The sequence below is a fragment of the Pseudaeromonas sharmana genome, assembly GCF_042649925.1.
Taxonomy (GTDB): Bacteria; Pseudomonadota; Gammaproteobacteria; order Enterobacterales; family Aeromonadaceae; genus Pseudaeromonas; species Pseudaeromonas sharmana.
This window is the reverse complement of sequence record NZ_JBHSAF010000001.1, coordinates 602248-615214: the sequence shown is the minus strand read 5'-3', so window position 1 is coordinate 615214 and position 12967 is coordinate 602248. Positions and strand designations below refer to the sequence as shown.

Sequence of the window (12967 nt, the reverse complement as noted above, 5' to 3'; positions counted from 1 at the left end):
CAGCCAGTGCAAGCGTCGCGACTGATGCAGGGTAAAGGTCGGGTTTTAAGTCACCTGTCAAAGCAGGTATAGTGGCATACAATCATTAACACCTTGATGACACACAATAAAAATGACTATCGAGCAGTTGGATTCTCTGTTTGACCGCCTCTTCCCCATCTGTCGCAGCATTTCCGGTCACGGCTTGCGCGAGAGTCTGGCCATCTTCGCAGAACAGATGCCTCTGCATCTGGAAAGCACCCCCTCTGGTACCCAGGTCTTCGACTGGACTGTGCCGCACGAATGGCATATTGAATCCGCGACCCTGACCGCTCCCGATGGCCGGGTGGTCGCCGACTTTGCCGACCATAACCTGCGGGTAGTGAACTATTCGGCGCCGATGATTGGCAAGGTGTCACTGGAGGCGCTGCGCCCGCAACTGCACACCCTGCCCCAGCAGCCGGATCTGATTCCGTATGTCACCTCCTACTATCAACCGAATTGGGGATTTTGCCTGACGCATAACGAGTTGAATCAGCTGATTCCAGGAGAGTATCAGGTCCGCATCGACAGCCAGTTCACTCCCGGCGAAATCAATTATGGCTCGACCCTGCTCACCGGCGACACGGCGCAGGAATTCCTGCTATCGAGCTATCTGTGCCATCCAAGCATGGCCAACAATGAACTCAGTGGTCCGCTGGTACTGCTCGGCCTGTATCAGCGTTTACTCCGCTGGCCCAAGCGGCGTTTCAGCTACCGATTCGTGCTCGCACCCGAAACCATCGGCAGCCTCTGCTATCTGGATCGCTATGGTGAGCACCTCAAGCAGCATTGTATCGGCGGATTGGTTCTGACTTGTCTGGGCGGCCCGGAAACGGCGCTCTCCATCAAACTGGCGCGCAATGAACACTGCCTGCTCAACCAGCTGGTGCGACGCCTGGCCAGTGAGCGGCCGCAGCAATGGAAGATCCGCGAGTTTACCCCCTGTCACGGCTCCGATGAACGGCAGTATTGTTCTCCCGGTTTTAATCTGCCGGTCGCGCAGGCTGCACGCACCGTATATGGCGCCTTCGCCGAATACCATACCAGTGGTGATACCAAGGAGTTCATGCAAGTCGACCAGCTGGTGGCCGCGATAGATCAACTCGAGCAACTGCTGTTACAGCATGAAAACTCCGGCGTGTTCGAACGCACCAATCCCTATGGCGAGCCGCAACTTGGCCGACGCGGTCTGTATCCGAACATGAACTCCCCGCACAGCCATGCTAAATCAACCGATAGCTTGCTTGATGGCCGAACCCAGCTGATGGCGATGCAGTGGATACTGAATCTCGCGGATGGCCAACACACGTTGCCACAAATGGCCCATCGCGCCGGCATGCCACTCAGCACACTGCTGGCAGTGGTACCCCGACTGGAAGAGGCAGACCTGATCCGCTTTACGGCCATGCAGCCTGAGGAGAAGCCATGTCGATAGTGCTCATTACCGGCGATCACCCGCGCCATCGCTATCTGGCTCGCCAGGTCATGGCTTGCGGGTTACCGGTTACCTGGTTTGCTGAACAGCGCGAGCATTTCACTCCGCCCCCCCCGGCGCACCTGAATCGGCATTTGGCCACCTTGTGGCAGCGTCACTTTTCATTGCGGGATGAATGCGAGCACAGTTACTTTTCCCAGCACGGCGCCCCACTCGACGCCGCTATTCCGATTACCTCGGCGCAGCTTAATGCTGACGACCTGATCAGCCACCTGCGACAACTGCAACCCCGACTGCTGCTCTCCTATGGCTGCCACAAGCTCTCGCCGGCACTGCTAAGCTGCTTCGACGGCATGGCCTGGAACGTTCATGGGGGGCTCTCGCCCTGGTATCGCGGCTGCATCACGCACTTTTGGCCCAGCTATCTACTGGAGCCGCAGATGACCGGCATGACCCTGCATACCACCACCGAGGCGATAGATGGCGGCGATATTCTCTACCAAAGTGCCGTGACGCCTCGCAGAGGTGACCGGTTGCACGACCTGGCCTGCCGTGCCGTACGGGAGTTTAGCGATGCGTTGCCCGAGGTACTAGGCACCCTGCTGGCCTCCGGGCAGCCGGTTGCGGGGATCAGACCCGCCAGCAGCGGACGCATCTGGACGGCGCGCATGTGGCAACCTCAACACCTTGAGCTGATCTATGGGCAGATGGAGGACAAGATTGTCGATTACTGTCTCGATAGTGGCGTGGCGATGCCGGCGGCCAAGCTCTTGTGTGTCGAGTCCCTCGCGCCGCTCCTTTCCTCGCGGCATGCGCCTGCCACACTGAGCAACTAAGCCATGACACAGCCGCAACTGGAGCCGCGAGCGCAAGCCTTTGTTGAACACTACTACCAACAGCACCCTCAGGCGCGGCGTGAACGGCACATTGAGGCTGACTACTTCTGTGCCGATGAGCACAGCGCCAACCAATGCGCCCTGTTGGTTGCGCAGGGCATCAAACGGGCGACTTGCAGTCTGGAGGCCTGGTATCAACCAGGCGCGGAGCGAAGACCTGAGAAGGAGGACTGGCTGATCGTGACCGACTGGAGCGGGTCACCGGTCGCCCTGGTGGAGATCACCCGGGTCGAAAGCTGTGCTTTTGCGGATGTCGATGCCGAATTCGCCGCGGCCGAGGGCGAAGGTGATGCTAGCTTGGCCGCGTGGCAAGCCGCGCATTGGGCATTCTTCAGTCGCGACTGTTCTGAGCTCGGCCTGACGCCAGACCCACAGATGATGCTGGTGCAGGAACACTTCCAACTGCTGGCCGTACACCCTGCGTACTCTGCACTCTTAAATCAGACTTAATAATCCGCCCACTATTACACTGCATTTTCACTACAATCACCGACCAGGCTGCTGGCCGGCTCCATGCCAGCAACAAAAAAGCCAGTCTGCAGACTGGCTTTCAGGGCTTGGATTACTTAGACCACAAAGAACTTGGCGTTCACCCAGGCGATAGTGAAATAGGCCGATAACAGTGCCGACAAGGCGAGCAGCAGCGGCCGCAACATCGGCTTGTTGCGGATCCACAACACCAGAACCAGCATGGTCGGATAGAGTCCGAACAGGTAACGCGGGAAAGCATTGGTACTGGTCACCAGCGGCACCATGGTGCAAATCAGCATAAACAGTGCTTCGGCGTAGCGACGCTGATAGAGCAGATACATGTTCATCGCCCACCCCAGGGCGATCACCACCGAGAGATAGTATTTACGACCTCCGGTGCTGAAGCCTTCCCACCAGTAGTGGAATGGATTGTCAAAGACACGTCCCCAGGCCAACTGCACATTCTTGAAGGCAAACGCATCCCCCACATGCAGATGCAGGTAGAGCATGTAACTGAATAACGCCAACGGTATCACCCACAGCGTCAGCAGCACGCGCAATGACCGCTCGCCAAAACGCAACAGCTCACGCCAACCATAGGCCTGCCACGCCAGAATCGCGACCGAAAACACCACCATGACACCGAGATTACGCGTCGCAGTCATCAGGGCACCCGCTACCGCAACCCATAACCAGCGGTGTCGATAGGAGAACAGGAACACCATCATGGTGAATGCCAGGAAGGTGGACTCGGTATACGGCGCGATGAAATAGATTGAATAAGGAGAGAAGGCCAGCAACCAGACACCGAACCGCGCCGTCTCCAGATCCTGTCCCAACTGACGCAGACAGAGGAAGAACAACGGCAGGCAGACAAAGAACATCAGATTGGTCAGGATATAGAAGCCGTACAGGGTGCCAATGCCCAGCACCTTGCCAATCCAGTACCCGGTCATCGGGAAACCAGGCAAGAAGGCCCAGTTGGCCGCATGCCCGGTCGTCAAACCATGTGGGTAAGTGTCATAACCCACATCAGCGATACTCTGAAACCAGCCACAGTCGAACTGGCAGAACATGCTGGGGATGTCATCCTCAACCGCGGCAACGAAGTTGATGGCGTCGATAAAATCCGTCTCGACGTTGTAATGCATGGCCCCAAAGTAGCCGATGCAATACAGCGCAATGCGACTGACGACAAAGGCCAGCGCGATCATCATCCAATCGCGGCGACCTATGCGTAGCCGCTCCGGGACCACCTGAACAGGATCCAGATGCATGAACTCGTCTCTCCTGAATTAGACAAAAACCCAAACCCGCGACAGCAGGTAGGTCAGGATGGTGACAGACAGGGTTGCGATAATAATCGGCAACAACCCACTCAGGCCGAACCACAATAGCGCCAGCAGCAGCAGATTTCTGACCGCCAGCGAGAACAGGGCCACCAGCAGGAACTTACCGACTGCGCCCTGCTTTTGGAACGTAATGTAGCGATGGCCAAAAAACGAGAACCAGAAGGCGACAAAGAACGCCAGGGTACTCACCAGATTTTCGGCCAGAGCGGGCCATAACCACAGCAACAAGGCCGCGGTGCCCAGATCGATCAGGGTGGCACCGCCACCCACTAATCCAAACCGGAACAGACGCCAGAATTCGTCACGGGAGATCATGCGCGCTCCTGCTGATCATCACGCGCATACTGACCATAGATGCCTTCGACGACGAAGACCGGACGCTGTTTGACCTCGAGGAACATACGGCCAAGATACTCCCCGATCACACCGATCGAGATCAGCTGCATACCGCCGAGGAACAGGATGACGCACATCAGTGACGCATAACCTGGGCTGTCAATGCCAAAGAAGATCACCTTGGTGATGATCACCAGCATGTAAATGAAGCTCAACAGCGCGACGCTGGCACCAATATAGCTCCAAACCCGCAGCGGCCAGCTGGAGAAACTGAAGAAGCCATCCAGTGCAAAGTTCCACAGCTTCCAGTAGTTGAACTTGGTTTCCCCTGCCGCACGGGCCGGGCGCTCATAAGGCACGCCAATCGAGTTGAATCCCGCCCAGGCGAACAACCCCTTCATAAAGCGGTTACGCTCCGGCAATTGCTTGATCACTTCAACGACACGGCGATCCATCAGACGAAAATCACCGGCGTTTTCCGGAATTTTGGTGGTCGTAGACACGGCATTGAACAGGCGGTAGAAGCCACCGGCAGTCAAACGCTTCATCGGCGTGTCGGCATTGCGGTCGGTACGCACACCGTAGACAGTGTCATAGCCTTGTTGCCACATTCGCACAAACTCATGAATCAAGGCCGGTGGATCTTGCAGGTCGACATCCATCGGAATCACGGCATCGCCACGGGCGTGAAACAACCCGGCGGTCATCGCCGCTTCCTTGCCGAAGTTGCGAGCCAGGTTGACGAGCGTAACCCGGGGATCACGGGTGATCACCTCTTCGATGACCTGACGGGTTCGATCCCGGCTGCCGTCGTTGACGAACACAATTTGCAGCCGGTCACTCAACGAGGCCAGCTCCTTGTCGATCGTATCGATAAAAGTCTGAATACTCTCTTCTTCGTTATACGCCGGCACCACCAGTGACAGCGTAAAATCCTGTTTCTTTTCCATCAGTTGTTATTCCCCGTTATCAATCATCATCGTCTGGAAGCGAATGGGAGCCAGGCTCTGCATTTCGATATGATTGGCTTCCAGCGGATCGGCTACTAAGGTGTCAGTCGGCAATGGCACGATCAGGCGTTGCGGACCTTTTTCTTTCAATACGACATCCTGCTGCCAGGCGCCAATGCGCAGCGTCAGCTGGTTGTTCGGCTGCATATTGCGCACCTCGGCAACTAGGCGCAGTGCCGTGGGTACCCGGTGCAGGGTGAAATAAAGCCCACCACGGCCAGTAAATTCAGTGCCCGAACCATCGTCTTTCGGTAAGGTCCAGCCCTGACGGCTGAGTATCCAGGCTCGATCATTAACCATGTCGAAACGGTACCCTGGAATGTAGGCGAGCGTCTGGTTTCGATTCCAGTAGCGAGTCTTCATTTCCAGATAGTACATGCGGTAGGCATAGCTGACGTCGGGATGTCGAGCCAGATATAGGACCACGAGGTAGTAAGCAGACAGGCAAAGCAGCGCCAGAATAAAAAGAGCTTTGACGGTACGTGACATAACAACTGGGGGCTATTTTTCAGGTATGCCAATGCTAAAGCAGTTGGCCGACAAACAACAGAGAATGCGTCGAGGCTCACATAAAAAAAGTGCGCACCTGCAGCAGAATCGTCCGGCAAGACAGCGAAATGACCCAGATCATGGAGTCGGGGATGAAAAGCAGTAATGCTGCATTTCAGATTCCACATTAATCCTGATTTGTCTATCGAAGGACAGTGCCATGAACATGAACCACGCCCAGCGCCTTATCCTGAGCAACCAGTACGAAATCCTGATCCGGCTGAATCCTGAGCGCGCCGATTATTACCGTCGTTGCCAGACCATCATAGCGCGCGGCTACTGCCTGCAAATGCTGGAATTGGAGAAGGAGTTTGGCCATCTGGACGAGGCAACCTGTCGCGAAGTCATCTCGACGCTCGAAATGTATCATGCGCTGAAGGTCTCTTACGAGAACCTGAGCCCGGATGAAACTGTGGATGTCTCTGCCAACCGTCTGGAGTTCATCGGCTACTCCCGCGGTCACGAAAAAGAGCTGGCCGACTATGTCTGCTTCCTGCTCGATGAAGAGGGGCGTTTCCCAGAACTGGGCAAGAGTTGCGCTATGCTCAACTCCGAACTGGCCATGCGTGACAAGTACCAGCGCATGCTGCTGGCCTGGCAGGACTGTCCACGTCATTACAAGCTCTCCATTCAAGAGATCCGCAAGGTGCTTAACGCGTAAGTCACATCCGGCGCCTCTCGATGCCAACAAAAACGGTGCTGCATGGCACCGTTTTTTTGTCCACTCTTCAATGCGAACTCAATGCGAACTCAATGTGACACCCTGGGCACGCAGATCACGTTCTCATCACCAGCTAACTTGGGCGATTGAGCATGGCGTTTGGCTTCCCACCAGCACACCAGCTTGATACCAGCCAACATGGCCAGCACAAAGATCCACAGCGCGGCACTTCCCACTGGCAGTGATGCCATGGCCGGCCCGGGGCAGATGCCGCCCAGCCCCCAACCAATACCGAACAGCGCGCTGCCCAGCAGCAAATGCCGATCCAGCCGTGTCTTGGTCGGCAGGTGGAACGGGCTACCGTTCAGCGCCCGCCGACGGGGTCTGATCAGCCAGAAATAGCCAGGAAGAAAGACTGCCAATGCCCCCCCCATGACCAGCATCAAGGAGGGATCCCACTGGCCACTGATATCCAGAAAACCCTGAACCTTCTGTGGTAACACCATACCGGAGACAACCAGTCCCAGACCGAACAGCAAACCGCTCAACAAACCAATCATGCGTCCTTCCTCAAACCAGCAGATGGTTAACGACAAACACCGTCAGCGCGCCCGTGGTCATGAATACCAGGGTGGCAACGATAGAGCGCACCGAGAGTCGACCGATACCACAGATGCCGTGACCACTGGTGCAACCATTACCCAAGCGGGCCCCGACGCCAACCAAAAAACCGGCAATGGCCAATACCGGCCAGTCGGCTAGGTTCAGTTGTGGAGCAGGCAGATCCAGCCAGGTGAATCCGAGCCAGCCCCCCGCAATCAAACCCGCTACAAACAACAGGCGCCAGCCTCGTTCAGACCAGGGGCGAAGCATGACTCCGCTTAGAATGCCGCTGATCCCGGCGATCCGCCCTGCCCCCAACAACAACAGCAAGGCAGCCGCGCCAATCAGTACACCACCAGCCAATGCCGGCAGCGGAGTAAAGAGCTCCATTGCATACTCCCAGAAGGTAAATGACTCAATACATTAGAAATAATGCATATAATCTACCTGAAAATCAAACATTAGAAAACCCTTAATTACAATCCCTGCCTTGTTCATCCCGACACGCGCTCGCACCAAAAACAACCATTCACGCCGCTATGCCACCAAAACAGTGCGCAGCATGCGCAAACGCAAGGGGGGGTGCCGAATGCTGATCCGATAAGGCCGAACGTGACTCCATTGCAGCAACCTTGGCCAACCGGAATGCCGGCAACGCGCCGCCATGGACGGGTTTGCGGCCGGTTGCTCAAAAGGATGCGTTCTGCATTTTTCGTTACCTGAATGACATTCGCCGGATTGCCCCATTCGTTGGCACGCCATTTGCGATGTCACTGGCAGGACAGGATGTCAGAATGAGGTTTATGATGTTGAACCTAGCGCCCCCCCCCTTCCCCCTGTATGACGAGATGCTGTTATCGGATGGCTCTTGCCGGAACCACTATCTGCCCTACTGGCAGTGGCTGCAGCAAACCGATCCAAAACATATCCAGCACAAGCGCGAAGAAGCGGATCTGCTGTTTCACCGCGTTGGAATCACGTTCAACGTGTATGGCGAAGACGAAGGCGCCGAGCGCCTCATCCCGTTTGATAACGTGCCCCGCATCATCCCCGCCGCCGAATGGCAGAAACTCGAAATCGGCATCCGCCAGCGCGTGACGGCCCTGAATGCTTTCTTGCACGACATATACCACGAGCAGCAGATCCTCAAAGCCGGGATCCTGCCTGCAGAGCAGGTGTTAGCCAATGAGCAGTACCAACCTTGCATGCAAGGCGTCACGCTTCACCGTCGCACCTATGCCCACATCACCGGCGTCGATCTGATCCGCAACAACGATGGCGACTACTATGTGCTTGAGGACAATCTGCGCACGCCATCCGGTGTCTCGTATATGCTGGAAAACCGGAAAATGATGATGCGGCTCTATCCGGAGCTGTTCTCTCGCCAGCGCATCGCCCCCGTGGAGCGCTACCCCTCTTTGCTACTGCAGACACTGCGTGAAAGCGCCGCCGTAGACAATCCCTGCGTGGTCGTCCTGACCCCGGGGCGCTTCAACAGTGCCTATTTTGAACACAGCTTCCTGGCCCAGCAGATGGGTGTCGAGCTGGTGGAAAACGCCGACCTGTTTGTTAAGGAGAGTCGGGTCTTCATGCGCACGACTGCCGGCCCGCGTCAGGTTGATGTCATCTATCGCCGCATCGATGACGCCTACCTCGATCCGCTGGCTTTCCGCCCGGATAGCATGCTCGGCGTCCCGGGGCTGCTGTCAGTTTATCGAGATGGCGGCGTCGTGCTGGCAAATGCGGTCGGAACAGGGGTGGCAGACGATAAATCCATCTACCCGTATGTCCCGGAAATGATACGGTTCTATCTGCACGAAGAGCCGATCCTCAACAATGTCCCGACCTGGCAGTGCCGTCGTGAAACCGATTTGCGCTATGTCCTCGAGCATCTTCCGGAACTGGTCGTCAAGGAAGTGCATGGCGCCGGAGGCTACGGCATGCTGATCGGCCCGTGCGCAACGCGCAATGAAATTGCCGCCTTTGCTGAGCGGATCAAAGCCCGCCCCAGCCATTACATTGCACAACCCACCCTGTCGCTATCGACCTGTCCAACCTTTGTCGACAGCGGCATTGCACCGCGACATATCGATCTGCGTCCGTTTGTGTTGACCGGTCGTGAAACCCGTATCGTCCCAGGTGGCCTGACTCGCGTGGCCTTGACGGAAGGATCACTGGTCGTCAACTCCTCGCAAGGCGGGGGAACGAAAGACACCTGGGTTGTGGAGGACCACCTATGCTAAGCCGAACCGCCAGCGAACTGTACTGGATGTCGCGCTATCTGGAGCGCGCAGAAAACACGGCGCGGATGCTGGATGTCACCTATTCGATGTCGTTGATGCCACAGATTGACGCAGAGAACAGCGAGCTGATTGCCCCGCTGACCATCACCGGGACTCACGAGCCCTATCTGGCACGCCACCAGCATGTCAGCATGGGGCGTCTGCTCGACTTTTTCATCTTCGATGATACCAACCCCGTCAGCATCTATAGCTGCCTGAAAGCGGCCCGGGACAATGCTCACGCGGTGCGAGGACGAATCAGCGCTGAGGTATGGGAAAGTTTGAATGCTACCTGGCTCGAAATCCGCTCGCGGCGCAAACAGGGGATCACACCGGAAGAGGCCATCGCCTTCTTTGACTGGGTCAAGGAGCGCTCGCATCAAGTACGGGGGGCAACATTTGGCACCATTTTACGCAGCGACACCTTGCATTTCATCCGGCTGGGAACCTTTATCGAACGGGCGGATAACACGGCGCGGATCCTGGATGTTAAATACCAGGTAATGAACGACCAGGAAGACCCGGTGCGCGACTTTTATCGTTGGAATGCGCTGTTACGCTCCGTCGGTGCCTATGAAGCCTACCAGGAGCTCTACAAACAGAGTCCCACTCCGGAGCTGGTTGCCGAATTGCTCATCTTGCGCAACGAGGTTCCCCGTTCCCTGCGAGCCAGTGTCGAAGAGGTAGAGCATCTGTTGGAACGCATTGAAGGCGATGCTGGCCGTGAACCGCGCCGGTTAACGGCCATCCAGCATGCCCGACTGCGGTTTGACACCAAAGAGGAGTTGTTCGTGACCGGACTACACGACTATCTGAACCGTTTCCTCGGCGACATCAATGCCATCGCCGACAGCATCCATAAAGCCTACCTGGAGGCGTCAACATGAGACTGACGATAGAGCATCACACCCGCTACCAATATCGGGAAGAAGTTCGCCGCAGTACCCAATATCTGCGCCTCACCCCGAAGAGCAGTCAGCGGCAGCGAATCATCAGCTGGGAGCTATCGTTGCCAGAACACGCCACGTGCACCACGGACGGCTTTGGCAATGTGTTACATGTGCTGACGCTGGAGCAGCCGCACGAAGATATTCATATTCTGGCACGCGGTGAAGTTGAGATCCTCGAGGAGAATGCCCCAGAGACGGAGTCGCTTTCACCACTGATTTTCTTGCGTCATAGCCCGTTGACACAACCTGATGCAGCGATTCGGCAATTCGCGGCTCGCTGCCTCGACCCGCAGGGGCATCCAAATCTCGAAGCTCTGATGCAGGCCGTACTGGAAAAAATGCCCTACACTCCGGGCGCAACTCAGGTTGGCGACAGCGCCGCAGAGAGTTTTGCCCGTGGCTGTGGGGTGTGTCAGGATCATAGCCACGTATTTGTTGCATGCTGTCGCAGCCTTGGGTTGCCGGCACGTTATGTCAGCGGCTACCTTTATACGGCCGACTCCAGCCATGTCGCCATGCATGCCTGGTGTGAGGTGTGGTACCAGGACAGCTGGCATACCTTTGATGTGACGAATCAATGTCTGAGTCCAACCCAGCATTTGAAGCTGGCTGTCGGCATTGATTACCTCGACGCATGCCCGGTGCGGGGTGTCCGCATTGGGGGTGGCACTGAAGCCATGCAGGCTCATGCCGCAGTACAACTGCAGCAGCAACAACAGCAATAACATCAGTGAAGGGACAGCTAACATGACGTACTGTGTGGCGATGCGGCTGCAAGAGGGATTGGTCTTTGCCTCGGACTCGCGCACGAACGCCGGTGTCGATCACATCGCCACCTTTCGTAAACTCAATGTGTTTGCCCAAGCCGGCGAACGGGTACTCGTGCTGCAGAGTGCCGGCAATCTGGCAACCACCCAGAGTGTCCTCAGCTTGCTACGGCAACGCTGTCAGGAAGAGAAGCTGAATCTGATGAATGTCGGCTCGCTGTATGATGCGGCTACACTGGTCGGCAATACCGTACGCGAGGTGATCGCCCGCGACGGCGGGCAGCAGCAAAGCGGCATCAACTTCAGTTGCAACCTGCTCCTTGGTGGGCAGATCCATGGTCAACCTCACCGGCTGTTTCACATCTATCCAGAAGGCAACTTCATCGAGGCCAGTGACGATACTCCCTACTTTCAAATCGGCGAAAGTAAATATGGCAAACCCATCATTGACCGGGTATTGGCTCACGACACGCCACTGGACCAGGCCATGCAGTGCGCTTTGATCTCGCTAGACTCAACATTGCGCAGCAACCTCTCGGTTGGTATGCCACTGGATGTCATGCGCTACCGACGAGACAGTTTTGATGCGACGGATCAACACAGGATCAGCGAAGATGACCCCGATTTTCACCGCCTGCGTCAGGCCTGGTCACACGGCTTACTGGAATTGTTCGCACAATTGCCACCACAAAAATGGACTCATTCGAAGTAGATTGCTTGTGCAATAACGTGGCCACGGTCATCCTTTCGCCACCGCCGCTGTGCTCTAATCTGCCTCATAATGATAAAAGCACGGAATCTACAACCCTATGCGCCTGTGGCCAGTTGTCATACTCCTCACCCCGTTTGCCATGACCGCCATGGCCGCCAATCCACTTTGTCCGCAACCCCTGCAAGTCGGATGGGACCCTTGGCCACCATACCATTTCCAGACGGAAAAAGGAGAGATGACCGGATTTGCCATCGATGTGCTCAATCTGATCGTCCATGACATCGGCTGCGAAATTGAGTATCGGGAACGCCCCTGGAAGCGCCAATTACAAGAGCTCAAGGAGGGTATGACGGACATTGCCATGGAGGCGTATTACAACCCTGATCGTGCCGAATATGCAGTCTTCTCCGATGCCTATAGCCCCAGCCGCGCCCATCTGTGGGTTAAGTCCGGGAACCAGCTCAAGGCCGACAAAATTGCCACTTTGTTGTCCGAAGGGACGCTGATCGGGGTCACCAAAGATTTCTACTATGGCCCGGTTGTCGAGCGGAATCGCAAATTGAGCAATGTACAGGAGGTCTTTGCCGAAGAGACCAATTACAGCAAATTGCTCAAAGGCCGCATCGACGGCTTTCTTGGCGATTGGTTGGCCACCACCTGGAATCTCAAGCAGCACGGGTTACAGTACAAAATCGTCCGCTCACCGGTTGAGGTTTACGAAGCGCCGGCCTTCTTCATGCTGAGCAAACGCCGGCTGTCGAGCGAATTCGTCTCCCGTTTTAACGCCGCGCTACAACAGGCGAAAAAAGACGGTCGATACCAACTGGTTTTGGATAAATACACCAAAATCACGCCCTGATTCTCGTCAACTTCTGAGCCGGCGCACATAGACGCATCACGAAGTTTGGCACTGTGTTGCAGT

At 56.2% G+C, this 12967-nt stretch carries 15 protein-coding genes; 9 read left to right on the top strand and 6 right to left on the bottom strand.

The window, feature by feature from the left end; genetic code table 11:
- Positions 1 to 112: 112 nt before the first annotated feature.
- Genes ACFOSS_RS02910 through ACFOSS_RS02900 form a run of 3 tightly spaced genes read left to right on the top strand, consistent with a single transcriptional unit; the run spans position 113 to position 2802 of the window.
- Positions 113 to 1456, top strand: coding sequence for a DUF4910 domain-containing protein (locus ACFOSS_RS02910; protein ID WP_377150521.1), 1344 nt, complete (start codon positions 113 to 115; stop codon positions 1454 to 1456).
- Positions 1447 to 2292 carry a formyltransferase family protein gene (locus ACFOSS_RS02905; protein WP_377150520.1) on the top strand — a complete coding sequence of 282 codons (846 nt, stop codon included), beginning with the start codon at positions 1447 to 1449 and terminating at the stop codon, positions 2290 to 2292. Before ACFOSS_RS02910 ends, ACFOSS_RS02905 begins: the two co-directional genes overlap by 10 nt.
- 3 nt (positions 2293 to 2295) lie before the next feature.
- On the top strand, positions 2296 to 2802 hold the full coding sequence (locus ACFOSS_RS02900) for an ASCH domain-containing protein (protein WP_377150519.1): 507 nt from the start codon (positions 2296 to 2298) through the stop codon (positions 2800 to 2802).
- A 116-nt stretch (positions 2803 to 2918) separates the two neighbouring features.
- Here ACFOSS_RS02900 and ACFOSS_RS02895 read toward each other — a convergent pair whose 3' ends face one another.
- From ACFOSS_RS02895 to ACFOSS_RS02880, 4 genes are read right to left on the bottom strand one after another with little or no spacing between them, the layout of a single operon-like run.
- Entirely contained in the window at positions 2919 to 4100 is a 1182-nt protein-coding gene (locus ACFOSS_RS02895) for a hypothetical protein (protein WP_377150518.1), read from the bottom strand.
- A gap of 18 nt (positions 4101 to 4118) precedes the next feature.
- Complete coding sequence (locus ACFOSS_RS02890; RefSeq protein ID WP_377150517.1) at positions 4119 to 4490, bottom strand: GtrA family protein; 372 nt, start codon at positions 4488 to 4490, stop codon at positions 4119 to 4121.
- Positions 4487 to 5461 carry a glycosyltransferase family 2 protein gene (locus ACFOSS_RS02885; RefSeq protein ID WP_377150516.1) on the bottom strand — a complete coding sequence of 325 codons (975 nt, stop codon included), beginning with the start codon at positions 5459 to 5461 and terminating at the stop codon, positions 4487 to 4489. The genes ACFOSS_RS02890 and ACFOSS_RS02885 overlap by 4 nt, the downstream gene beginning before the upstream one ends.
- Positions 5462 to 5467: 6 nt before the next feature.
- Complete coding sequence (locus tag ACFOSS_RS02880) at positions 5468 to 6010, bottom strand: hypothetical protein (protein ID WP_377150515.1); 543 nt, start codon at positions 6008 to 6010, stop codon at positions 5468 to 5470.
- Positions 6011 to 6230: 220 nt separating this feature from the next.
- Between ACFOSS_RS02880 and ACFOSS_RS02875 the strand changes: the two genes are divergently transcribed.
- A complete protein-coding gene (locus tag ACFOSS_RS02875; protein WP_377150514.1) occupies positions 6231 to 6731 on the top strand; it encodes a YfbU family protein in 501 nt (166 codons plus the stop codon).
- Between the two features lie 89 nt (positions 6732 to 6820).
- Here the strand turns inward: ACFOSS_RS02875 and ACFOSS_RS02870 are convergent, their stop codons facing one another.
- The gene (locus tag ACFOSS_RS02870; RefSeq protein ID WP_377150513.1) at positions 6821 to 7291 is read right to left on the bottom strand and encodes a DUF6691 family protein; all 471 of its coding nucleotides are present in this window, start codon (positions 7289 to 7291) and stop codon (positions 6821 to 6823) included.
- 10 nt (positions 7292 to 7301) lie between these two features.
- Positions 7302 to 7724 (bottom strand): YeeE/YedE family protein, encoded by a 423-nt coding sequence (locus ACFOSS_RS02865; protein WP_377150512.1) that lies wholly within the window; start codon positions 7722 to 7724, stop codon positions 7302 to 7304.
- A 416-nt stretch (positions 7725 to 8140) separates the two neighbouring features.
- On the opposite strand from ACFOSS_RS02865, the gene ACFOSS_RS02860 reads away from it, so the two are divergent.
- The 5 genes from ACFOSS_RS02860 (at position 8141) to ACFOSS_RS02840 (ending at position 12904) form a co-directional block, all read left to right on the top strand.
- Positions 8141 to 9577 carry a circularly permuted type 2 ATP-grasp protein gene (locus ACFOSS_RS02860; RefSeq protein ID WP_377150511.1) on the top strand — a complete coding sequence of 479 codons (1437 nt, stop codon included), beginning with the start codon at positions 8141 to 8143 and terminating at the stop codon, positions 9575 to 9577.
- Positions 9571 to 10503: an alpha-E domain-containing protein gene (locus ACFOSS_RS02855; RefSeq protein ID WP_377150510.1), complete on the top strand. Its 933-nt coding sequence runs from the start codon at positions 9571 to 9573 to the stop codon at positions 10501 to 10503. The genes ACFOSS_RS02860 and ACFOSS_RS02855 overlap by 7 nt, the downstream gene beginning before the upstream one ends.
- Complete coding sequence (locus ACFOSS_RS02850; RefSeq protein ID WP_377150509.1) at positions 10500 to 11291, top strand: transglutaminase family protein; 792 nt, start codon at positions 10500 to 10502, stop codon at positions 11289 to 11291. Before ACFOSS_RS02855 ends, ACFOSS_RS02850 begins: the two co-directional genes overlap by 4 nt.
- 22 nt (positions 11292 to 11313) lie before the next feature.
- The gene (locus tag ACFOSS_RS02845) at positions 11314 to 12045 is read left to right on the top strand and encodes a peptidase (RefSeq protein WP_377150508.1); all 732 of its coding nucleotides are present in this window, start codon (positions 11314 to 11316) and stop codon (positions 12043 to 12045) included.
- Positions 12046 to 12142: 97 nt separating this feature from the next.
- Positions 12143 to 12904: a substrate-binding periplasmic protein gene (locus ACFOSS_RS02840; RefSeq protein ID WP_377150507.1), complete on the top strand. Its 762-nt coding sequence runs from the start codon at positions 12143 to 12145 to the stop codon at positions 12902 to 12904.
- Positions 12905 to 12967: the final 63 nt, after the last annotated feature.